The organism is Winogradskyella sp. MIT101101 (genome assembly GCF_047126865.1).
In the GTDB taxonomy this organism is placed as follows: Bacteria; Bacteroidota; Bacteroidia; order Flavobacteriales; family Flavobacteriaceae; genus Winogradskyella; species Winogradskyella ouciana.
Window position 1 is genome coordinate 2,931,787 of record NZ_CP138982.1, and the last position, 22,872, is coordinate 2,954,658.

Below are 22,872 nucleotides of genomic sequence, written 5' to 3' on the forward strand. Positions count from 1 at the left end.
TAATTATTTACAGATTGCGCTTAATCTTTTTAAATTGTCCATTAATCGAAAAAAAATAGACCTACGCCTAAATAATGATATATTAGTAATGCTATTAATCAATTTTTTTAAAAAAGCATCAGTTATAATTTCTGTAATAAATCACAGAATATACCTGATGCTTTTTGTGTCTATACCAGTTATGAGAAAACTATCATTAAGTTGTTGCTTAATTCTGTACACCTTCTTCGGTTTTTCTCAAAACTTAGACAGTCTGCTTACCGAGGCTAGAACAATAAAGGATGATTCTGTTAAAATAAGAATGTACAACAAAATTGGGTTCAGCTATATCTTTAACGATACGGACAAAGCGCTTGATGTTATAAAAGAAGGTAAGCAACTTGCCAATAATGCAAATTTTAAATTTGGACTTACGGAATTGACAAATACCCATGGTATTTACATGGATGTTACTGGGAAATCAGACTCTGCTGCTTATTATTTCGAAAAGGCCCTAAAGATGAGTAGGGAGTATAACTTTGACAACATTGAGTCCATGTGCTTAAATAATCTTGGAATGTTCAATTGGAACAGAGGCAACTATAACGATGCGCTCGACTATTTTTTCCAATCCCTAAAAATGGATGAAGCGAGAGATAGCGAACGTTCAACATCAGCTTCTTTAAACAACATAGGGCTTATATACCAAGAAATGAATCTGGCCGAAAAGGCATTGACCTATCATAAAAAAGCATTAGAAGTACGTAAAAAATATAATCTTGAAAATGAACAGATTGCCTCATATAACAATATTGGCATTAATCTAAAGGATTTAGGGCGATTAGATGAAGCGATAGCAACGTACAAAACAGGTATTGCTCTTGCCGAAAAGAAGAATAACCTCATAGATTACTATCGCTTGCTAGACAATTTGGCCAATGCCTATTATGTTAAAGGAAACACAGATTTAGCACTCTCAACCTATTTAAAGGCTTTAGACAAACCACAAAACTTTAAGGCAGACGAAAAAAGCATTTTGGCCCTTTATAATAATATTGCAACATTGTATAATGAGCGTAATGAGCCTAAAAAAGCACTCTCGTATATAAATAAAGGTTTTACACTGGTTGATAAATATCCTGAAATTGAATTGGTGGCAACAGATCTTTATTTAAGCAGTGCAGAAGCACATTATATGCTCAATAATTATGACAAAGCAAGAGCATCAAAGCATAAGTTTATTTCCTTAAAAGATTCGATTTTTTCCGAAAATAATGCAAAGGCAATTGCAGATATGGAGATAAAGTATGAAACTGAAAAAAAAGAAAAGGAAATTCTCATACAGCGTGCAGAACTAGCTGAACGAGATTTAATCATCCAAGAACGAAATTACCAGATTTTTGGTCTCATAGCCCTTGCGATAATCTTAGGTATATTGGGTTATTTAATTTATAAACAACAAGAGCTTAAAAACAGACAGCTTCAAAAAGAAAACGAACTCAAAGATGCCTTGCTAAAAATTGAAACACAGAATAGATTGCAGGAGCAAAGATTAAGGATTTCTAGGGATTTACACGATAATATTGGAGCCCAACTCACCTTTATTATTTCATCAATTGATAATTTAAAGTATGGGTTTGATATAAAGGACGAGAAACTAAAAACTAAACTAAATAACATTAGTGATTTCACATCTGGTACTATTTATGAACTTCGGGATACCATTTGGGCAATGAACAAAAACGAAATCACTTTTGAGGATCTACAGACCAGAATTACCAATTATATCGAAAAAGCCCACTTGTCTGATGCCAATATTGAATTTGAATTTAGTGTAGATGAGCGTGTAGATACTTCAAAAAAATTCACATCGGTTGAGGGCATGAACATCTATAGAATCATACAAGAGGCCATCCACAATAGTTTAAAATATGCCAATTCTTCAAAAATCGAAGTGAACGTTCATAAGGACTTATCAAACCTAGTGTTTAAAATAACGGATGACGGTATTGGGTTTAACAAAGAGAAAATCATAAGAGGTAATGGCTTAAACAATATGGAAAAACGGGCAAAGGAAATCGAAGGAGAGTTCATTGTTAAGTCTAAAGAAAATGAAGGCACAATCATAAAACTTACAATTTAAATAATTCAACTTTTGTAAAATGACCACCAGAATAGCCATAGTAGATGACAATACCTTTCTTATAAAAGCTGTAGAGGAGAAGTTGTCTTTTTTTGAAGATTTAACTGTAAAGTTCAACGCTATGAATGGTGAAGACTTGCTAAAACGATTAGAAAGTAATCACAACCTCGATTTAATATTAATGGATATAGAAATGCCGATAATGAATGGTATTGAAGCTACAGAGAAAGTGAAACAAAAATACCCACACATTAAGATTATAATGCTTACGGTTTTTGATAATGACGAAAACATTTTCAATGCTATTAAAGCAGGAGCTGATGGTTACTTACTTAAAGAAATTAATGCAGGTGACTTACATTCTGGTATTTTAGAAACTTTAAATGGTGGTGCAGCAATGAATCCATCCATTGCATTAAAAACATTAAAACTACTTAGAAACCCCTTTGTTCAAGAAAAAGAAAAGGAAGGTATAAAACTTACGAATAGAGAAGTTGATGTTTTAGAACAGCTGAGTAAAGGTTTGAGCTACAATGCTGTTGCGGAAAACCTAATACTTTCTACAGGAACTATTAGAAAGCACATTGAGAATATCTATCGCAAACTTCAAGTTCATAATAAATTAGAAGCTGTTCAAAAAGCAAAGCGGAATAATATTATTTAACCCTCACACTATCTGGTACTAACTTCGTATAATCCCCATTGTTTCTAATAACATCTCTGACGATTGAAGACGAGATATAAGATGTTTTCGCTGCTGTTAAGAGAAAAACGGTTTCAATTTTAGAAAGTTTTCGGTTGGTATGGGCAATAGCTTTTTCAAACTCGAAGTCAGCAGGGTTTCTCAATCCTCTCAATATAAATTGAGCATCAATTTCCTTACAGAAATCTATAGTTAACCCTTTATATGTTGTCACTTTTACTTTTGGTTCATTGGCAAATGCTTCATTAATAAAAGCTTTGCGCTCTTCTAAAGAAAACATATAATTCTTTTCTGAATTGATACCAATGGCTACGACAACTTCATCAAAAAGTTTTATGCCACGCTTTATAATATCGTAATGTCCGTTAGTGATGGGATCAAATGATCCAGGAAATAATGCTCGTTTCATATTCTCTTCCTGCGGAAGCAGGAATCTTTTTAATTAAACTCTAAACAAAGATAAGCATTAAGAAATTGAGTGTGTATTCAAAAATCGTCATTTGTTCAACGCTTCCTCAATAGCATTATCAAATAAATCCTCCATACTAATACCAGCTTTAGCGGCTTGCTGTGGTAAGATACTTTCGTTAGTTAGACCTGGAACGGTGTTCACTTCGAGCAAATAAGGTTCGTCGTTTTTAAAAATGAATTCGCTTCTTGTAAAGCCAGTCATATTCAGAACTTCGTATATTTTTTTGGCTTCATTTCTAACTTTATTAGCATAATCGTCAGAAATACGTGCAGGAGTAATCTCTTGGGATTTACCTTCATATTTGGCGGCATAATCAAAAAAATCATTCTCTGAAACAATTTCTGTAATCGGTAAAACTTTAGTTTCGCCCTTATAGGAAATCACACCTACGGAAACTTCAACACCATCCAAAAACTGCTCGATGATGATTTCATTATCTTCTTTAAACGATTTGTCTATGGCAGCTTTTAAATCTTCTTTTTTGTAAACCTTTGAAATCCCGAAACTGCTTCCGGCTTTGTTGGCCTTTACGAAACAAGGTAAACCGACTTTGGCAACAATGGCACCATTATCAATAGTGTCTCCCAAGTCCAGATAATAATTTTCAGCAGTTTTAATGCCAAAAGGTTTCAACGTTGCCAGTAAATCTCGCTTATTAAAAGTTAGAGCGGCTTGGTACATGCTGCAACTCGTTTGTGGTACGCCAATTAATTCAAAATACGCTTGCATGTAGCCGTCTTCTCCAGGTGAGCCATGAATGGCATTAAAGACACAATCAAACGAAATTCGAGTTTCATTCACTAAAACGGAAAAATCGTTTTTATCTACAGGAAACTCTTCATTCATATCATTAACAAACACCCATTTATCCTTAAAAATATGAATACGATACGTGTTGTATTTGTCCTTGTCTAAAGTATTGTAAACCACATTACCACTCTTAAGCGAAATTTCATATTCGCTAGAATAGCCTCCCATAATTATGGCTATATTTTTTTTCATGCTTTAACTTTCATGCTATAATGTAAAAGTATCATTTATTTTCAATAATCTAAATGTTAATAGGCATACGTATATTAATTTTATAACGTTAGATTATTTATTAGATTTGTCAACAACAAAATAGCCTATGAGTTTAGTTAAGTTTCTTACCAGCAAAGTATTTTTAAAGCAATTGGCATTGGCTATTGTGGCTATTGTTGTTTTAAGTTTTATTATGCTAAAATGGCTAAACGTTACGACAAACCATGGAGAGTTTGTCGTTGTACCAGACTTAAAAGGTAAATCTATAGAAACGGTTAAAATAGAATTGAATGATTTGAATTTAGCCATGGAAATTCAGGATTCTGCAAATTTTAATCCCAACTACCCAAAATATTCAGTCATTGAGCAAAATCCAGACTCTGGATCTCAGGTAAAAGAAAACAGAAAGATTTATTTAATTCTAAATCCTTCTGGATACCGAAAAGTTGAAGTGCCAAATATTTTGAAACGTACTTTGCGTCAAGCAAAACCTCAACTTAAGGCTTTAGAGTTTAAAATTGGTGAGATTACCTACATAGACAATATTGGTAAAGACGTGGTTTTGGGTATGAGACACAATGGTGAAACGCTAAAGCCTGGTGAGATGTTGCCATTAACATCGACCATAGATTTGGTTTTGGGTAACGGAAACCGCTAGGTGTATGGCTGATATTGTGGATATGTCTGAAGACAATGACGAACTTTACGAACACTATGCCTTTAAAGTAGAGAAAGGCCAGCAACCACTTCGTATAGATAAATATTTAATGAATTTTGTTGAAAACGCTACACGAAACAAAATTCAACAAGCAGCAAAAGACGGTTGCATTTTTGTGAATGGTACTACCGTAAAGTCAAATTATAAGGTTAAGCCCAATGACCAAATTACTGTAAAATTTGAGCATCCTCCTCACGAAAATTTATTGGTTGCCGAAGATATTCCAATTGATATTGTCTACGAAGATGATGATTTGTTGGTAGTGAACAAACCTGCAGGAATGGTAGTGCATCCTGGTCACGGAAATTATTCTGGCACATTGATTAACGGCCTCATTTTTCATTTTGAAAATTTGCCCAACAACTCTAGCAATAGACCAGGCTTAGTGCATCGTATCGATAAAGATACCAGTGGATTATTGGTGGTTGCCAAAACCGAGTTGGCAATGGCACATCTTTCTAACCAGTTTGCTGAAAAAACAAGCGAGCGGGAATATGTCGCATTGGCTTGGGGAAATATTGAAGATGAAGAAGGTACTATTGAAGGTAATATTGGCCGACATCCTAAGAACAGATTGCAAAATACGGTATATGAAGGTGATGATGCCTACAAAGGAAAACCTGCTGTTACGCATTACAAAGTTATTGAACGCTTAGGTTATGTCACATTAGTGAGCTGCAAACTCGAAACAGGTCGCACGCATCAAATCCGCGTGCATATGAAACATATTGGTCATACCCTTTTTAATGACGAGCGCTATGGAGGTGAAAAAATCTTAAAAGGCACAACCTTTACCAAATACAAACAGTTTGTAGAAAACTGTTTCAAAATATTGCCAAGACAAGCTCTACATGCAAAAACACTTGGTTTTGAGCATCCTACAACAGGCAAATGGATGAGTTTTTCCACAGATATACCAGAAGATATGCAGCAATGCATAGAAAAGTGGAGAGGTTATGCCAAGCATCAAAGCTAATTCCTGCGAAGACAGGAATCTCTTTGCCTCGGTTGGTGTTTTCCACCAACAGTTCAAGTCCTTTTACAAAAAACACTTTGTTGGTGGAATACACCAACAAAAGCTAGTTTTTCTTGTATATAGACATTCATTATACAACTATCAAGATTAGTTGTTGACAATACTTGAAACTATTGCTTTTACATTGTATTTTTACCTTGAAGAAGAAATATTGTTTAACCTTAATGAGATTCCTGCCTTCGCAGGAAGTTGACTATGAAACTCGTACTATCACCAGCTAAATCCTTAGATTTTGAAACCAAGTTGCCAACAACCAAAACTACGGAAGGTTGTTTTTTGGCAGAGGCAGAGCGCTTAAATAAATTGTTGAAAAAGAAGTCGGCAAAGAGTTTATCAAAACTGATGAAGATTTCTGATAACCTAGGGCAACTCAATTACGAGCGCAACCAAGAGTGGAGCTTACCGTTTACAAAAGACAATGCAAGACAAGCTATATATGCGTTTAGTGGTGATGTCTATAGAGGGATTGATGCCTATACGATTGATACCAAAAAGTTGGATAAAGTACAGGATACAGTTAGAATCATTTCAGGGTTGTACGGTATTTTAAAGCCGTTGGATTTAATTCAACCATATCGGTTGGAAATGGGCACCAGAATGCCAGTGGGCAAAAACAAAAATCTTTATGAGTTTTGGAAGAAGAAAGTCTCCCAAACCTTAAACGATGAGTTAGAGGATGATGAACTCTTTTTAAACTTAGCTAGTAACGAATACTTTAAAGCCATTGACACCAAAGCTTTAAAAGTACCTGTAGTTACCGCAAACTTTAAGGACCTGAAAAACGGAGAATATAAAACAATTATGACGTTTGCTAAATTGGCGAGAGGCTACATGACACGCTATATTATTGATACGGATGCAAAAACCTTAGATGATGTTAAAGGGTTTAATTACGAAGGCTATGGCTTTAGCGAAGACTTATCATCAGAAAATGAATTGGTTTTTATAAGGTAATGTTTTTTCACAAACATCCTTACAAACCTTTTATTCAACCTGATACTAAAAAACTTATTGTCGGCACCTTGCCACCTCCACGGTTTTCAACAGGAGACTTATTAGAAAAGGATGTTGACTTTTGCTACGGAAGCTATTACAATTCCTTATGGCTGTTTATAGACAAAATCCATAATCTTAATTTACGATACGACAATTCGCAAGAAGCCACTGACCAGCGTAAAAAGTTTTTAATTGAACACAAAATTGGTGTTTGCGATATTGTAGAAAGCGCAGAACGCGAAAAAATTGATGCCTCAGATTTAGGTATGAAGAATATAAAACTGCGAGATGTTGTTGGATACATAAAACAATATCCAAGTATAGAAACCATTTTATTTACAGGAGGCAACAGTAAAAACGGACCAGAATACTTTTTTAGAAAGCACCTAAAAGATTACAACCTAAAATTAGAATTGGTAAATAACGAAGTACCCAGAATTCACAAATTTTCCTTACCTGTCATTGCGAGTGGAACGAAGCAATCTCATCAATCAGAACTAAGTTCAAAAAGAACCCTCAAAACCGTTTCCCTAACCTCAGGCTCAGGAGCAGCAAACATTTCAATTAGCAGATTACCACTATACAAGCAACTAAAAGCCAAAGATCCAAACTTTAATACGTTTGATTTTAGGGTGATGCAATACCGCGAGTATCTATGATGAAACTGTATCAATTATTATTTAATTGAAATTATTTAAGGGTTGAGTGTCACATTAACTATTTTAGACAAAAGTAAAATCATGAAAAAAACACTTCAATTAGCCAATGTAATTGCTTTCATAATTACTATAACAATCAATTATGTTTCAGTTACAGGTGCATTAAATAACACCACTATTGGCGAAATTTCGGATAGCTATAATTCACTTTTTACACCTGCTGGATATGCTTTTTCAATTTGGGGAATTATTTATTTGCTCTTATTTGGCTTTGTGATATATCAAGGTAGAAGTTTGTTTGTAGATGTGAAAAATGATGATTTTATTTTAAAAACTGGTTGGTGGTTTGTATTATCATGTATTTTTAATTCGCTTTGGGTATTTGCATGGGTTTATGACTTCACTGGCCTGTCTTGTGTGTTAATCTTGTTTCTACTTTTTTCGTTATTTAAAGTTGTATGGAATAACCGAATGGAATTAGATGATGAACCTTTTCCAACTATTTTATTTCTTTGGTGGCCATTTGTTGTTTATTCAGGATGGGTCACAGTGGCGAGCATTGTAAATATTTCGAGCTATCTTGTTAAACTGGGTTGGGATGGTTTCGGAATGTCAGATTTATTTTGGACAATATTATTGATAGGTGTTGCAGTTGTCATTAATCTCTTTGCCATATGGAATCGTAATATGCGTGAATTTGCTCTAGTAGGTATATGGGCATTAATCGGAATTGGCAATGCCAACAAGGATAGTAATGATATTGTTATGTTCGCAGCATTTGTTGGTACTGTTATATTATTAGTGTTTATAGGTATTCATGGATATAGAAATAGAGCGACCAATCCTATTGTAAAATTGAAACAATGGAAAAATTTTAAGGTTGAAGATTAATTGTCTAAAAGTTATATAGGAGCATAAATTAACAGTACCTTTGCCCAAACAAAAGAGGTGAGCTTTAAATAGATATTCATCTTAACTAAAAACGATGTATGTCATTTAAATCATTGGGCTTATCCGAGCCTTTGCTAAAAGCTATTGGCAAAAAAGGATACGATACACCTTCTCCAATACAAGCTAAAGCCATTCCTCCTGTCTTAGAAGGAAAAGATGTCTTAGCTTCTGCACAAACCGGAACGGGAAAAACAGCAGGTTTTACATTGCCATTACTGCAAATTCTTTCGCAAAATCCTAACGAAAAGTACAGACCAATTAGAGCTTTGATATTAACTCCGACTAGAGAGTTGGCTGCTCAGGTTTATGCCAATGTTAAAGAATACAGCGAGTTTTTAAATATACGAAGTGCTGTGATTTTTGGTGGTGTGAATCAAAAACCACAGGTTGCAACAATCAGAAATGGAATTGATGTTTTAGTAGCCACACCAGGTCGTTTGATTGATTTAGAAAATCAAGGAGTCCTCTCATTAAAGCATGTTGAGATATTTGTTTTGGATGAAGCCGACCGTATGCTCGACATGGGTTTTCTACGCGATATTGAACGCGTAATGAAACTAATGCCCAATAAGCGGCAAAACTTGATGTTTTCAGCTACGTTTTCTAAGGATATTAAGAAATTGGCGTATTCCATTTTGAATAATCCAATTCAGGTTGAAGCCACTCCAGAGAATACAGCTGTTGAGATTATTGACCAAAAAGTGCATCGTGTCGCCAAGAACAAAAAGACAGGTTTAATCATTAAATTGATTTCTGAAGGCAACTGGAAACAGGTTTTGGTATTTACCAGAACTAAACATGGTGCTAATCGATTAACGAAAAAAATGGTAAGTGCTGGTATTACAGCTGCAGCCATTCATGGGAATAAAAGCCAAGGCGCAAGAACCAAGGCTTTAGCCGGATTTAAAAGAGGGACAGTACGTGTTTTAGTTGCAACAGATATTGCAGCTCGTGGATTGGACATTCCGTTATTGCCCCACGTCATTAATTTTGAATTGCCAAATATTGCCGAAGACTATGTACATCGTATCGGTAGAACGGGTAGAGCAGGAGCAAGTGGGCAAGCCATTTCTTTAGTAAGTGCTGATGAAATTAGTTATTTGCGTGGTATAGAAAAGCTGATTGATACCTCTATTGATGTTGAGATTATTGAAGGTTTTGAACCAGATCCTAATGCATCAACCGAACCGATAAAGCCAGGCCAGAATAGAAATAGAAATCAAGGTCGAGGTCGTAATTCAGGTTCAGGAAACTCAGGAAACAAAAAGAACTCAAACCGAAACAGGAATAGAAACCGAAGACGCAATAGTAATTAAATTTTGTCTGTCATTGCGAGGCACGAAGCAATCTCTTTTTTTACTTTGCATAAATTGAAATCAATAAGATGACCAAGACTGGTAAAAAGCCTGTCTCATAGCAGTGACAAAAAGAAAGTATGTCAACCCAACCCAACAATCCATTACACGGCATAAAACTAGAACAGATAATTACTGAATTACAAGCACATTACGGTTGGGAGTATATGGGTTACCAAATAAATATTCGATGTTTTACACATGACCCTTCGGTAAAATCTAGCCTAAAATTTTTAAGGTGCACACCTTGGGCTAGGACCAAGGTTGAAGCTATGTATTTAGAGATGTTGAGGAATAAGCGTTAAATTTTAGGCGATACTATACTCTTCTTTTATTCAAATAATTATATAATACATCACCTTTTGAACTTTTAACCCTACCATAAAAGCATTCTCGTCTATCTAGTCAAATAAATTCTAAGGCAAAATAGTTTAAACAAAAAATCCTCTAGAATTTCTAGAGGATTTTTTTGTTAGTTATCATCATGCTTTGGTTTGCGGTCTTTTCTTCCCTTCATTCTGGCCAATGCTTTTTTAAATTCTGCCATATCCAGTTCTCCACTACTGTCGGCATCCATTCTTGCGAAGCGTTTTTCGAGTAGTTCTGCTTTAGATTCATCTTTCATGCGATTAGCTTTAAACTCTTCTAATGAGATAGAGCCATTAGCATCAGAATCTAATTTTTTGAAGATTTTCTCAGGATTCGGTTTTCTTTTCCCTTCTCTTTCTTGTGCATTGGAAAATGCCATTGAGCCTATTGCAACAACAAAAAGACCAACTTTTAATGTTTTTGAAATCATAATTTTTTGTGTTTTTTAATTAATGAACACTGCTATGACCAAACTATTTTAAAAGGGTTTAATCCTAAATAATACTTTTATGAAAAGATTAACTAAGTTGCCTCAAGCCTTCGTAAACAATAATGCTCACTGCATTGGCAAGATTAAGGCTTCTTATTTCCTCACTATAGAGCGGGATTTTAAAAAGTTGATCTTGGTGTTTTTCAATTAACGGTTTAGGTAAGCCTACAGACTCTTTACCAAAGACTAAAAACATATTGTCGGTATATTCAATATCCCAATGTGATTGTGTACCATGGCTTGATAGGAAAATCATTTCAGCATCTTTGTTTTTTGAAAAGAAATCATCTGTAGAGTCATAATAGATCACTTCTAAATGTTGCCAATAATCCAGTCCAGCACGTTTTAAGCGTTTATCATCAATTTCAAATCCAAGGGGTTTTACCAAGTGCAAACGAGATTCTGTTGCTAAAGCCAAACGGCCAATATTGCCAGTGTTGTTTGGTATTTCGGGTTCTATAAGGACGATGTTTAGTGGCATAAAATAAAATCTATTCAAAAATAAAAATAGACTTTTTCTATTTAATGAATCTTTTAACTAAATCTCATTATCCCTCAATCATTAAGAATTAAGATATTCATAATAAATGCAGAAAAAAATTAAAAAATACTCTATTTATGTGTTTATATGCATTGGTATTTTTAATAAATCAGTCGATTTATTGAAAAAAATAAAACTGCACATGCAATAATTGCGTAAGTACCTATAAATGTAAATATTAATTAAAATTAAATCCAATGAAAAAAATTAAAAATTATGTATTGGTTGGCGCCTTTGTGGTTGCCACCCTTTTTGTCATTGCTGCAGATCATATTGATGCTCCAGCAGTTGCAGGTGGTACGAGTGATATCACAGATTTCTACGCCTTTCAAGGTGAAAACACAGACAATTTAGTGTTTGTAGCGAATGTACAAGGTTTGTTGAGTCCAAAAAAAACCAATAGTGCCCATTTTGATCAAAATATCATGATTGAGTTCAATATTGATACGGATGGAGATGCGGTAGAAGACCTAGTTATCCAAGCAGCTCCAAGAGGAAATAGAATGTTCTTTAGAGGACCAGTAGTTCCTAATGAGACAGGTACGATAACAACCCATGACCCAGGAATTGAAACTACTGTAAATTCCGTGAAAATTACCAAGTATGGCCAAGATGCTATAATTGAAAACGCAGATGGTATGACCTTTTTTGCTGGGCCAAGAGATGATCCTTTCTTTTTTGATTTTACTCAATACACAGCTATACTAGCTGGTAATGCCAGTTCATTTAATGCTGAAGGTAATGATACATTCGCTGGTACAAATGTAATGTCAGTAGTTGTTGAAGTGCCTAAGAACATGTTGGGAGACTCAGATACTATAAATACGTGGGTAGAAACTAAAAGAAGACAATAATCAACTAAAAACAAAATATTATGAAAACAATAAAATATATTCTATGTGTGGCAGTAGTTTCCACACTATTGCTAAATTGTAGCAAGCATGAAACTTACGATTCAAGTTCGAAAGAGGATAGTTTAGAATTAAGAGGTAAATCAGATCCTTTTAACGGACGAACTTGGGTGCAAGAAGATCAAATGGGAAGGCCTGCTATTAACACGGTTTTAGTATCTTCGGGTAGTAAAGACTTATTTAATGTAACTGTACCTTCAGAACAAGGAGCAGCATTTCAGCAAATGTTTCAAGACAACTTAATGGCATTAAGCCCAGCATTTAATGAGCCAGGTGACACCAATGCGCTCGGTTTAGATGCATTGACATTTAGTTCTGTATTGGCAACAGATGTTCTTACAGTTTCTAAGGTTGCTCCAACCACATTTTTTGATGGAACTAATGTTTTAACAGGAAGAACTTTAGCGGACGATGTTATTACTGTTGAATTAATTTTAATCTTTGGAGGTGAAACCGGACTGACTAATCCAGAATTTCCAGGATTATCAGACGATAATGTTGATGCCAATGATAAAGAATTCTTGTCATCATTCCCGTATTTAGCTACACCTTGGTAAGAGGTTAACAGCTTAAAAAAAAGAAAAGACCAACAAATTGTTGGTCTTTTCTTTTTTTATTTATGATCAATTATTTTTTGATCAATTATTTTTTATTCTGTTGATCTTTTATTGTATCCTTATCAATATCGAATTTGTTGGTGTTGGTCTTTTTTGCCACACCTTCTGGATTCAAAGGATTTTTCTGTTCTTTATCTCTTTTAAATTTTCTTTTATCTTTAGTAATTCCCATGGTTATTTGCTTTTTTGTATTTACAGTAATATAAGGAATTACTTATCATTTCTGTCTCAAAAGGTTCTTAAAATCAGAGAGTTAAATGTTAAAAACTATTAATTTTCAGTAGCGATAATAGGATTAACGAAAGATGCAACGGTTTCCACGCCGTTATTGGTTAAATGTTTAATAAAGGCACTGCCAATTATTGCTCCTTTGGCGTACTTGGTCGCTTGTGTAAAGGTGTCGTTGTTTGATATTCCGAAACCAACAATCTGAGGGTTTTTAAGATTCATATTGGCGATACGCTCAAAATATTCGGTTTGTGTATCTCCAAAACCGGTTTTTGCACCAGTGGTACTGGCCGAACTTACCATATAGATAAATCCATCCGAAACCGAATCTATATATCTTATACGTTCATCAGAGGTTTGAGGTGTGATTAAAAACACATTGATAAGACCATATTTTTCAAACGTTTGTTGGTAGTCTGAATGATAGACATCAACAGGTAAGTCAGGTATAATCAATCCGTCAATACCGATTTCTTTACATTTTTTACAAAATTCTTCGACACCATATTGTAGTATTGGATTAAAGTAACCCATAATAATTAATGGAATTGATACGGTTTGACGAATATCTTTGAGTTGCTCAAATAGTAATTCGGTAGTCATTCCATTTTTTAATGCTGCTGTAGAACTTGCTTGGATTGTTGGGCCATCGGCTAATGGATCACTGAATGGTAATCCAATTTCAATCATATCAACACCACTTTTTTCAAGATTTTGAATGATGGTTACAGTGTCATCTATATTGGGATAACCTGCAGTGAAATATATCGATAGAAGCTTTTTGTCTTCTTTTAGTTTTTGGTTTATTCTGTTCAATTTTTGAAATTTTTCTTGTCATTGCGAGGAACGAAGTGACGTGGCAATCTCATCATGAGATTCCTTCACTTTGTTCGGAATGACGTTAGAGTTTAAAATAATCTATATAATTTTGTAAATCCTTATCACCACGACCAGATAAGCTAATCACAACAATATCTTCTGGTTTAAAGGTTTTATGTTCAAAAATGGCCAATGCATGAGCAGTTTCAATCGCTGGAATGATACCTTCTAACTGGCATAGTTCCAACCCAGCTGTCATGGCTTCATCATCTGTGGCGGAATAGAATTCTCCACGTCCAGATTTGTATAAATGCGAATGTAATGGACCAACACCTGGATAATCCAATCCTGCTGAAATCGAGTAAGGCTCGGTAATTTGTCCATCTTTTGTTTGCATTAAAAGTGTTTTGCAACCGTGGATGATGCCTTCTTTTCCAAGTGCAGATGTGGCTGCGCTTTCGCCCGAATGAATTCCTTTTCCTGCAGCTTCTACTGCTATGATACCAACATTTTCATTGTCTAAAAAGTGATAATAGGTACCAGCCGCATTACTACCGCCTCCAATACAAGCCACTACATAATCTGGATCTTCTTTGCCTTCCTTTTCTTTTAATTGCCATTTGATTTCCTCTGAAATGATGGACTGAAATTTAGTCACCATATCAGGATAGGGATGCGGTCCAATGGCTGACCCAATAATATAATGTGTGTCAACCGGATTATTAATCCAATCTCGAATGGCTTCATTGGTTGCATCCTTAAGCGTTCGACTTCCAGATAAAGCAGGCCTAACTTCTGCTCCCAACATTTTCATACGTGCTACATTTGGTGCTTGCCTTGCAATGTCAATTTCTCCCATATACACAATACATTCAATGCCCATGAGTGCGCAAACGGTTGCTGTGGCTACACCATGTTGACCAGCACCTGTTTCGGCAATGATTCTGTTTTTGCCCAATCGTTTTGCCATAAGGATTTGCCCAATGGTATTATTGACTTTATGTGCACCAGTATGGTTAAGGTCTTCACGCTTTAAGTAAACTTTGGTGTTATGTTTTTCTGAAAGGCGTTTTGCATAATAGAGTGGAGAAGGGCGGCCAACATAATCTTTTAACAATTGATGAAACTCTTCTTTAAACGAAGGTTCTGCCATTATTTTTAGATAATTCTGGCGTAACTCTTCAACATTTGGGTAGAGCATTTCTGGGATGAATGCTCCACCGAATTCTCCGTAATAGCCTTTGTTGTTGATGTTGTAACTCATAATTATAAAATATTGTCATTGCGAATCGCATTTTTTGTGCGATGTGGCAATATGTTTCTTTTTTCTTTTGTTCATTTTGACTTGATGCAAAACGAACCAAAAAATCACGATCAAAATTAGGAAATTGCTAAAGCACCATTCACTTTCGGAATTCGGTGCTTGAAGCTGCGCTTCGCATCTACATTCCTTCGCTCTTTATTTCTGAATTTTGATGATTCCGCTTATGTCGGAAGTCAGGACTTTCATTTTTGTTGAATTTATTTCTAGTTCAATCTTTTTAGTTTTCTGTTTTCAATCATTGGTACTTACTTTAATACTGTGACTGAAAACTATTTATTTAACTCATGCTTAAATTTTTCTAATTCCTCAATATTTTTTAATCCAGGTTCTATTTCAAATTTGCTGTTAACGTCAATGGCATAACAGTATTTTGAAGCAGGACTTTCTTTAAAAGTTTTAATTTTTTCTAATTCATTCAACCCAATACCACCACTTAAAAAATAAGGTTTGGTTGATGGGTAGTCTTTCAATACACCCCAATTAAAAGTGTAACCGTTACCTCCTGGTAATTTTCCTTTAGTGTCAAATAGGAAGTAATCGCAAACATCTTCGTATTCGTTTAATACAGAGAAATTAAATTCATCTTTTATTGAGAATACTTTTATGATTTCAATTGATGTGTCATTGCGAGACTTTTTCGAAAAATCGTGGCAATCTTTTTCTTTGAAAGAGATTACTTCGTCGCTACGCTTTTCGTAATGACGTTTCAATTTTTGGCAATATTCAGGTGACTCATTACCATGCAACTGAACGGCATATAGTTGATGCTTTTCAATTTTATCTACAATTATCTCTACTTTTTCATCTACAAATACACCAACTTTTTTAATACCTTTTGGTAGTTCTGGAATAGCACTTTCAAAATTTCGTGGTGATTTGCCATAAAATATAAAGCCCAAATAGTTGGGTTGCAGTATTGCAACGTCAGCTGTGTTATATTTCATGCCGCAGACTTTTAGCTTCATGATTTTAAAGCTTTTATAAAATCTGTAGCACTTTGCCCTGGATCATTCGTTTTCATAAAATTTTCACCTATTAAAAACCCTTTGTAACCATAAGGTTGTAGTTCTTTTATGGCTTCAACAGAGCTAATGCCGCTCTCAGACACCTTCACAAAATCGTTAGGGATTTGTTCACTGAGCATTTTAGAGGTTTCTAAACTGACTTCAAAAGTTTTTAGATTTCTATTGTTTACACCTAACATGTCGAGTGATGGCATAATTGACTTTTCCAATTCTTCTTCATTATGTACTTCTAATAAAACATCGAGATTAAGGCTTTTTGCTAGTTCTGAGAACTGTTTGATTTCATCTCTGGTTAAAATGGCAGCAATTAATAGAATAACATCTGCTCCATAAGCCTTAGCTTCGATAATTTGATACTCATCTATTATAAATTCCTTTCTCAAAAGTGGGAGCTTAGAACTTGCTCTTGCCAATATTAAATCATCTAAAGAGCCTCCAAAATATTTAGAATCTGTTAAAACAGACATACCACATACTCCTGCACCTTCATAGCCTTTAGCAACATCTTGAACATTTAAACTTTGATTAATCACTGATTTAGATGGAGAGCGTCTCTTGTGTTCAGCTATGATTCCAGACGGACTTGTTTTTAATTTCTGAGCAAGTGAGATTGTTTCTCGCTCAAAAAGTACCGAAGCTTCTAACTGCTGAATTGGAATCAGAGATTTGCATAAATCAACTTCTTTACGTTTATCAATTACTATTTTGTCTAAAATATTCATGTCTATTCCCACGAAAGTGGTAATCTTTTTTAATTATTTTTTTCTAACTTCCTACTTCTCACTCAACTCAATCAATTTGTCTAAACTCGCTTTTGCTTTTCCACCCAACAGCGATTCCTTAGCTAATTCAAACCCTTCTTTATGTGAAATCTGTTTTACCGTGGCTACCGCTAAACCAGCATTTGCACAAACCACATTATTATGAGCATCAGTGCCTTTTCCGCTAATTATTTTGGTAAATAATCGTGCGGCTTGGGCAACTGTATTACCACCAAAGATTTCTTTTTGTTCTATTTTGTTTACACCTAAATCTTGAGGCTCGAATAGTGTTTCAGAATTGTTTGAAATGACTTTTGTTTTTCCTGTTAAAGAGATTTCATCATAACCATCTAACGCATGCACAACAGCATAGTTTTTATCTGTTTCTTGATATAAATAGCCGTAAAGTCTTAGTAATTCTAGGTTAAAAACTCCCACCATCTGATTTTTAGGAAAAGCTGGATTAACCATCGGTCCTAACATATTAAAAAATGTTTTAACACCTAGCTCTTTTCTAATTGGTGCTACATTTTTCATAGCTGGATGAAATAAAGGGGCGTGTAATACACAAATACCTGCTTTATCAATACTGCGATTTAAAAAGTCAATATCATTAGTAAATTTTATACCTAAATGCTCCATAACATTTGAAGAGCCACAAGCGGAAGACACTCCATAATTACCATGCTTTGTGACATGGACTCCAGCACCTGCAGTTACAAAAGACGACAATGTTGAAATGTTAAACGTGTCTTTGCCATCACCTCCCGTACCACATAAATCTATGGTGTTGTAGCCTTCTAATTCTACAGGAATACAAAGTTCTAAAAGCGCATCTCTAAATCCTCTGAGTTCTTCTATGGTAATGCTACGCATCATATACACCGTTAAGAATGAAGCGATCTGACTTTGATTGTATTTGCCTTCTGATATATTAACGAGTACGTTTTTCGCTTCCTCGCTGGAGATGCTTTCTTGGTTTATTAATCTGTTTAGTATTTCTTTCATTTTATGCTCGCGGAAGCGAGTAACTTTTTAATTAATCTTCATTAAGTCTTATTCGTTCCAAATTTTCTGTTATTCGTCGATCGTCAATCGTCAATCGTCAATCAATTTAACTATTCACCCAGTTTTTAAGAATAGTTTTTCCGTTTGGTGTTAGAACAGATTCAGGATGATATTGTACTCCTTTAACATCATAAACCTTATGCCTTAAAGACATGATTTGTCCGTTAGTATCGAAAGATGTTGCTTCTAAGCTATCAGGTAAATCTGTGTTAACAACCCATGAGTGGTAACGGCCTACTTCAAAAGTTTTATTAAGTCCTTTAAATAAGGTTTCATCATCTACAGAAACTGTAACATTAGTTGACACACCATGGTGAACCGTATCTAAATTCACTAAGGAACCACCAAAAACCTCGCCTATGGCTTGTTGTCCCAAGCACACACCCAAAATACTTTTGGTTGGTGCGTATTTCGCAATAATTTTTTTCAGTAGTCCAGCTTCATCTGGGATTCCAGGACCTGGTGATAAGATGATTTTATCAAAAGCATCGACTTCTTCTAAGGTGAGTTTGTCGTTTCTTTTTACGGTGACATCACAATCTAAATCCTGTAAATAATGTACTAGATTGTAGGTGAAGCTGTCGTAGTTATCTATGACCAATACTTTTTTCATATCCATGGCTGCGAAAGCAGGTATCTTTTTTGATTAAACATCTTTTTATTTATTTTCATTTTGTCTTGAAACAAAACGAACCAAAAATTCAAAACGATTTGTTAGGAAATTGCTAAAGCATCACTCGCTTTCAAAGCTACATGCTTGAAGCTGCGCTTCGCAGTTCCGCTTTTTCACTCATTATTTCTGAAAATCGTTGTTTCCGACTGAGTCGAAATAAGGGACTTTCATATTTATTGGGTTCTGTTTTAAATTCAATTTTATTTTTTTGCTTACTGCTTACTGCTTACTGCTTACTGCTTACTGCTTACTGCTTACTGCTTACTGCTTACTGCTTACTGCTTACTTCATATTTCCTTAGCTTGTTCAATCGCCTTTGTCAATGCTCCAAGCTTGTTATATACTTCTTGTAATTCGCTTTCAGGATTAGATTTAGCAACCAATCCTGCTCCTGCTTGCCAGAAGAGTTTATGGTTTTTACTTAAAAATGTTCTAATCATTATGGCGTGATTAAAATTGCCCTCAAAATCCATAAAACCTATCGCGCCACCATAATAAGCTCTGCTTGTTTTTTCGTACTTCTCTATAAGTTGCATCGCCATGTGCTTTGGAGCTCCACTCAATGTTCCGGCTGGGAATGTGTCGGCAACAACCTGCATAGTATCTGTGTGTTTATGTTTCGTTCCTGTGACCTTACTTACCAAATGGATGACGTGAGAAAAGAACTGAACTTCTCTATAATTTTCAACGGTTACGCCGTGGCCATGCCTGCTTAAATCGTTACGAGCTAAATCTACTAGCATTACATGTTCGCTATTTTCTTTGTCGTCGTTAATTAGTTGTTCTGCTAGTTCAGCGTCTTTTAAGTCGTTACCTGTACGTTTAAATGTACCAGCAATCGGATGGATTTCTGCCTTATTATCACTTACTATCAACTGTGCTTCTGGTGAGCTTCCAAATATCTTAAAACTCCCGTAATCAAAGTAGAATAGGTAAGGGGAAGGGTTGATACTTCGCAATGCTCTGTAAACATTGAATTCATCTCCACTGAATTTCTGTGAAAACTGTTTTGAGAGGACGAGTTGAAAAACATCTCCTCTTGCACAATGTTTTTTTTGCAAGTTCTACATGCGATTTGTATTCCTCGTCTGTAAGGTTGGATGCTATATCGCCTTTTGTAGCGAAATCATAAGAAGCATATTGCCTTGTTTGAATTAACTGAAGTATCTCTTCAATATTATTTTCCGTATCAAAGCAGTGTGCAAAAATGTAGGCTTCATTCTTAAAATGATTTATCGCAATAATATTTTGGTAAACAGCATAGTAGATGTCTGGAATATCTATTGAGTTTTCCTTTTTAGAAATTTCTATGTCCTCAAAATATTTAACGGCATCATAGGCAGTATAACCAAAAATGCCATTATTAATGAATTTAAATTCTTTATTGCTATCTACTTTAAAACGTTGAGTAAACTTGTGGATTTCTTCTACTACACCAACAGTATTGGCAAAATTGTTTTTTGAACTGCCATCTGGATAGGTTTGGGAAATAACACCATCTTTAACTTGTATTGAGGCTATTGGATTGCAGCAGATATAAGAAAAACTGTTGTCATTGGCATGGTAGTCACTACTTTCCAGAAGAATACTGTTAGGGAATTTATCCCTAATCTTAAGGTAGATGCTCACTGGAGTAATGGTATCTGCCAATATTTTTTTATAATGTGTGTATAGACTAAATGTTTTCATCAATTTAAAATTAAAAAAGGCCTGTCGTGAATGACAAGCCTTTTTTTATATTACTACATACCAAGGGTTATTTCACGAACATGAGTTTGAGAAATTCCACCACCAAATATGATTTGTTTTTGTTTTCATTTGAGTGCCAAATATAATAAGGATTATTTCAATATCAAACATTTAAATTAATGTTTTGTTAATTTTTTAGTATTAAATAGATGGATTGATAACTTTATGGTTATGAAATACAGTGTTATAATAATCTTGTTGATTTTTATGTCTTGCAAGAACGAGACCGCTAAACAAGAGGTAGCTGATGCTAACAATGAAAAGGAACAGTCAGTAACTCAAATCACTAATTCTGATTTTGACCTTAAAGTTTATGACTATGATGGTTTAGAGCCTTTAATCAATAAAAAAGACGAGAAGGTACATGTGGTCAATTTTTGGGCTACTTGGTGTGCGCCTTGTGTTAAGGAATTACCTTATTTTGAAAGAATAAATAAAGATTATAAGGATAGGGACGTAGAGGTTTTATTGGTGAGTCTAGATTTTCCAAGAAACTACGATACCAAGTTAAAACCTTTTATAAAAAAGCACGACTTAAAGTCTAAAGTGGTAGCTTTTGATGATACAGATCAAAATAGATGGATACCTGCAATTAACGAAAATTGGACTGGTGCTTTACCAGCCACAATTATATACAAAGGTGATAAACGACAGTTTTACGAAAAGTCGTTTACTCAAGAAGAACTAGAAAACGAACTAAAACAATTTTTAAAATAGATTAATATGAAAACTTTAAGATTACTCGCAGTTATGGTGTTAGTGGTAACATTATCTGCTTTTACAACAACAGATGGTGATGGCTATAAAATTGGAGATATCGCTACTGATTTCAGCCTAGAAAACATTGATGGAAAAATGGTGTCTTTGTCCGATTATAAGGATGCCAAAGGGTTTATTGTAATATTTACATGCAATACTTGTCCTTACGCTGTTGCTTATGAAGATAGGATAGAGGCCCTCAATAAAAAATATGCTTCGCAAGGTTACCCAGTAATTGCCATTATGCCAAATAATACAGATGTAAAACCTGGTGATAATATGGAAGCCATGAAAGCAAGAGCAAAAGCCAAAGGGTTTACCTTTCCATATTTAATGGATAAAGGACAAAAAATTTATCCTCAGTATGGAGCTACTAAAACACCTCATGTATACATCTTAGAAAAAACTAAAAAAGGTAATGTGGTTAAATATATTGGAGCGATAGATGACAATTATAAAGATGCTAGTGCCGTAAACACCAAATATGTAGAAGATGCTGTTGATGCCTTGAAGAAGAATAAGGAAGTTCCGGTAAAAGAAACAAGAGCAATAGGCTGTTCTATTAAGGTGTAAGTGAGAAGTTTATACTTTGCTTAAAGTAAAAATGTTAAAATTTAATCCGAAGTGTAACACTTCGGATTTTTTTACGTCTATTTCATAAGGAAATGTTAATTTTGTGATTCTAAAAAAAGCTTTTTTTATGGCGGATTTATCGCAAAAGGATTGGACAAAACAACTAGATAAAGACAATAATTCTGTTGTTTTGGATGTTAGAACACAAGATGAAGTTGAAGAAGGAGTTATTCCTAATGCAATTCATATCGATATTTATCAAGGTCAAGGTTTTATCGATGAGCTAGAGAAATTAGATAAAACCAAAAGCTATTATGTGTATTGTAAATCTGGAGGGAGAAGTGGGCAAGCTTGTGCTATCATGAACCAGTTGGGTTTTAACAACGCCTATAATTTAAAAGGCGGTTTTTTGGAGTGGCAAGGAGACGTTGCTCAATTATAATTTTGATAAACAGCACTATTATGAAAAAAATATATTTAATCTTCGGTCTTTTATTGACACTATGCTTCGCCTCAAGTTGTTTAGACACTAAAGATGCTGCAACAGATGTAAAGCTTGTAACTGCTGAAGAAATGCAATCCATACTGGAGATGGAGGAAGTACAATTGGTAGACGTAAGAACACCACAAGAACACGAAAAAGAGCACATTGTAAATTCTCAAAATATAGATTTTACATCACCAACTTTTGATGAGGATATATCTAAATTAGACAAAGCAAAACCGGTAATTTTATACTGTAAAGGAGGTAGCCGAAGTGCTAAATGTGCTAAAAAATTAAAGGAAGCTGGCTTTGAGAAAGTTTATGATCTCGAAGGTGGAATTTCTAAGTGGAAACATTCCGATAAAATAAAGATTGAGGTAAAATCTTAAACTAATTAACCAAACTTTATGTTTGGTTTTTTTTTATGTCTTTCCCATTCCTGTAAA

The 22,872-nt window shown here is 34.7% G+C and carries 26 protein-coding genes and 1 pseudogene; 15 read left to right on the plus strand and 12 right to left on the minus strand.

Annotated features, from left to right (window positions below; all coding sequences use genetic code 11):
* Positions 1-181: 181 nt before the first annotated feature.
* Both SIB89_RS13170 and SIB89_RS13175 read left to right on the plus strand, forming a co-directional pair.
* Positions 182-2,122 (plus strand): tetratricopeptide repeat protein, encoded by a 1,941-nt coding sequence (locus SIB89_RS13170; protein ID WP_412560133.1) that lies wholly within the window; start codon positions 182-184, stop codon positions 2,120-2,122.
* 19 nt (positions 2,123-2,141) lie between these two features.
* The gene (locus SIB89_RS13175; protein WP_412560134.1) at positions 2,142-2,786 is read left to right on the plus strand and encodes a response regulator; all 645 of its coding nucleotides are present in this window, start codon (positions 2,142-2,144) and stop codon (positions 2,784-2,786) included.
* Here the strand turns inward: SIB89_RS13175 and coaD are convergent.
* Both coaD and SIB89_RS13185 read right to left on the minus strand, forming a co-directional pair.
* Positions 2,779-3,234, minus strand: a complete 456-nt coding sequence (gene coaD, locus SIB89_RS13180) for a pantetheine-phosphate adenylyltransferase (protein ID WP_155088518.1) — start codon at positions 3,232-3,234, stop codon at positions 2,779-2,781. The two genes, SIB89_RS13175 and coaD, sit on opposite strands and share 8 nt — an antisense overlap.
* 87 nt (positions 3,235-3,321) lie before the next feature.
* Positions 3,322-4,299 carry a D-alanine--D-alanine ligase gene (locus tag SIB89_RS13185; protein ID WP_412560135.1) on the minus strand — a complete coding sequence of 326 codons (978 nt, stop codon included), beginning with the start codon at positions 4,297-4,299 and terminating at the stop codon, positions 3,322-3,324.
* 127 nt (positions 4,300-4,426) lie between these two features.
* Here SIB89_RS13185 and SIB89_RS13190 point away from each other — a divergent pair, with 127 nt between their 5' ends.
* From SIB89_RS13190 to SIB89_RS13220, 7 genes are all read left to right on the plus strand, one after another.
* The gene (locus tag SIB89_RS13190; RefSeq protein ID WP_155088520.1) at positions 4,427-4,978 is read left to right on the plus strand and encodes a PASTA domain-containing protein; all 552 of its coding nucleotides are present in this window, start codon (positions 4,427-4,429) and stop codon (positions 4,976-4,978) included.
* A 4-nt stretch (positions 4,979-4,982) separates the two neighbouring features.
* The gene (locus tag SIB89_RS13195; protein ID WP_412560136.1) at positions 4,983-6,014 is read left to right on the plus strand and encodes an RluA family pseudouridine synthase; all 1,032 of its coding nucleotides are present in this window, start codon (positions 4,983-4,985) and stop codon (positions 6,012-6,014) included.
* Between the two features lie 255 nt (positions 6,015-6,269).
* Positions 6,270-7,028 (plus strand): peroxide stress protein YaaA, encoded by a 759-nt coding sequence (gene yaaA / locus SIB89_RS13200; protein ID WP_412560137.1) that lies wholly within the window; start codon positions 6,270-6,272, stop codon positions 7,026-7,028.
* Positions 7,028-7,729: a uracil-DNA glycosylase family protein gene (locus SIB89_RS13205; RefSeq protein ID WP_412560138.1), complete on the plus strand. Its 702-nt coding sequence runs from the start codon at positions 7,028-7,030 to the stop codon at positions 7,727-7,729. The genes yaaA and SIB89_RS13205 overlap by 1 nt, the downstream gene beginning before the upstream one ends.
* A gap of 81 nt (positions 7,730-7,810) precedes the next feature.
* Positions 7,811-8,620 (plus strand): tryptophan-rich sensory protein, encoded by an 810-nt coding sequence (locus tag SIB89_RS13210; RefSeq protein ID WP_412560139.1) that lies wholly within the window; start codon positions 7,811-7,813, stop codon positions 8,618-8,620.
* Between the two features lie 98 nt (positions 8,621-8,718).
* Positions 8,719-9,996 (plus strand): DEAD/DEAH box helicase, encoded by a 1,278-nt coding sequence (locus tag SIB89_RS13215; RefSeq protein WP_412560140.1) that lies wholly within the window; start codon positions 8,719-8,721, stop codon positions 9,994-9,996.
* Positions 9,997-10,115: 119 nt separating this feature from the next.
* Complete coding sequence (locus SIB89_RS13220; protein WP_412560141.1) at positions 10,116-10,340, plus strand: VF530 family DNA-binding protein; 225 nt, start codon at positions 10,116-10,118, stop codon at positions 10,338-10,340.
* Positions 10,341-10,507: 167 nt separating this feature from the next.
* Here the strand turns inward: SIB89_RS13220 and SIB89_RS13225 are convergent, their stop codons facing one another.
* On the minus strand, positions 10,508-10,834 hold the full coding sequence (locus SIB89_RS13225) for a hypothetical protein (RefSeq protein WP_412560142.1): 327 nt from the start codon (positions 10,832-10,834) through the stop codon (positions 10,508-10,510).
* 88 nt (positions 10,835-10,922) lie between these two features.
* A complete protein-coding gene (locus SIB89_RS13230; protein WP_412560143.1) occupies positions 10,923-11,375 on the minus strand; it encodes a tRNA (cytidine(34)-2'-O)-methyltransferase in 453 nt (150 codons plus the stop codon).
* A gap of 257 nt (positions 11,376-11,632) precedes the next feature.
* On the opposite strand from SIB89_RS13230, the gene SIB89_RS13235 reads away from it, so the two are divergent.
* Entirely contained in the window at positions 11,633-12,289 is a 657-nt protein-coding gene (locus SIB89_RS13235) for a DUF4331 family protein (protein ID WP_412560144.1), read from the plus strand.
* 20 nt (positions 12,290-12,309) lie between these two features.
* Positions 12,310-12,903 (plus strand): DUF4331 family protein, encoded by a 594-nt coding sequence (locus tag SIB89_RS13240; RefSeq protein ID WP_412560145.1) that lies wholly within the window; start codon positions 12,310-12,312, stop codon positions 12,901-12,903.
* 85 nt (positions 12,904-12,988) lie between these two features.
* Here SIB89_RS13240 and SIB89_RS13245 read toward each other — a convergent pair whose 3' ends face one another.
* The 8 genes and pseudogenes from SIB89_RS13245 to SIB89_RS13280 form a co-directional block, all read right to left on the minus strand.
* Positions 12,989-13,135 carry a hypothetical protein gene (locus tag SIB89_RS13245; protein WP_202913885.1) on the minus strand — a complete coding sequence of 49 codons (147 nt, stop codon included), beginning with the start codon at positions 13,133-13,135 and terminating at the stop codon, positions 12,989-12,991.
* A 98-nt stretch (positions 13,136-13,233) separates the two neighbouring features.
* Positions 13,234-14,007 carry a tryptophan synthase subunit alpha gene (gene trpA, locus SIB89_RS13250; protein ID WP_412560146.1) on the minus strand — a complete coding sequence of 258 codons (774 nt, stop codon included), beginning with the start codon at positions 14,005-14,007 and terminating at the stop codon, positions 13,234-13,236.
* A gap of 85 nt (positions 14,008-14,092) precedes the next feature.
* Positions 14,093-15,274 (minus strand): tryptophan synthase subunit beta, encoded by a 1,182-nt coding sequence (gene trpB, locus SIB89_RS13255; RefSeq protein ID WP_412560147.1) that lies wholly within the window; start codon positions 15,272-15,274, stop codon positions 14,093-14,095.
* A 329-nt stretch (positions 15,275-15,603) separates the two neighbouring features.
* Positions 15,604-16,299: a phosphoribosylanthranilate isomerase gene (locus SIB89_RS13260; RefSeq protein ID WP_412560148.1), complete on the minus strand. Its 696-nt coding sequence runs from the start codon at positions 16,297-16,299 to the stop codon at positions 15,604-15,606.
* On the minus strand, positions 16,296-17,081 hold the full coding sequence (gene trpC, locus SIB89_RS13265) for an indole-3-glycerol phosphate synthase TrpC (RefSeq protein ID WP_412560149.1): 786 nt from the start codon (positions 17,079-17,081) through the stop codon (positions 16,296-16,298). Before trpC ends, SIB89_RS13260 begins: the two co-directional genes overlap by 4 nt.
* A 51-nt stretch (positions 17,082-17,132) precedes the next feature.
* Entirely contained in the window at positions 17,133-18,128 is a 996-nt protein-coding gene (gene trpD, locus SIB89_RS13270; protein ID WP_412560150.1) for an anthranilate phosphoribosyltransferase, read from the minus strand.
* Positions 18,129-18,234: 106 nt separating this feature from the next.
* Positions 18,235-18,801, minus strand: coding sequence for an anthranilate synthase component II (locus tag SIB89_RS13275; RefSeq protein WP_155088534.1), 567 nt, complete (start codon positions 18,799-18,801; stop codon positions 18,235-18,237).
* A 347-nt stretch (positions 18,802-19,148) separates the two neighbouring features.
* Positions 19,149-20,550, minus strand: a pseudogene (locus tag SIB89_RS13280) (anthranilate synthase component I family protein).
* Between the two features lie 231 nt (positions 20,551-20,781).
* Between SIB89_RS13280 and SIB89_RS13285 the strand changes: the two are divergent.
* The 4 genes from SIB89_RS13285 to SIB89_RS13300 all read left to right on the plus strand — a co-directional run bounded on the left by SIB89_RS13285 (position 20,782) and on the right by SIB89_RS13300 (position 22,815).
* Positions 20,782-21,327 carry a TlpA family protein disulfide reductase gene (locus SIB89_RS13285; RefSeq protein ID WP_412560151.1) on the plus strand — a complete coding sequence of 182 codons (546 nt, stop codon included), beginning with the start codon at positions 20,782-20,784 and terminating at the stop codon, positions 21,325-21,327.
* Positions 21,328-21,333: 6 nt separating this feature from the next.
* A complete protein-coding gene (locus tag SIB89_RS13290) occupies positions 21,334-21,942 on the plus strand; it encodes a thioredoxin family protein (protein WP_412560152.1) in 609 nt (202 codons plus the stop codon).
* 127 nt (positions 21,943-22,069) lie between these two features.
* On the plus strand, positions 22,070-22,384 hold the full coding sequence (locus SIB89_RS13295; protein ID WP_412560153.1) for a rhodanese-like domain-containing protein: 315 nt from the start codon (positions 22,070-22,072) through the stop codon (positions 22,382-22,384).
* A 20-nt stretch (positions 22,385-22,404) separates the two neighbouring features.
* Positions 22,405-22,815, plus strand: a complete 411-nt coding sequence (locus tag SIB89_RS13300; protein ID WP_412560154.1) for a rhodanese-like domain-containing protein — start codon at positions 22,405-22,407, stop codon at positions 22,813-22,815.
* The last annotated feature ends 57 nt before the right edge of the window (positions 22,816-22,872 follow it).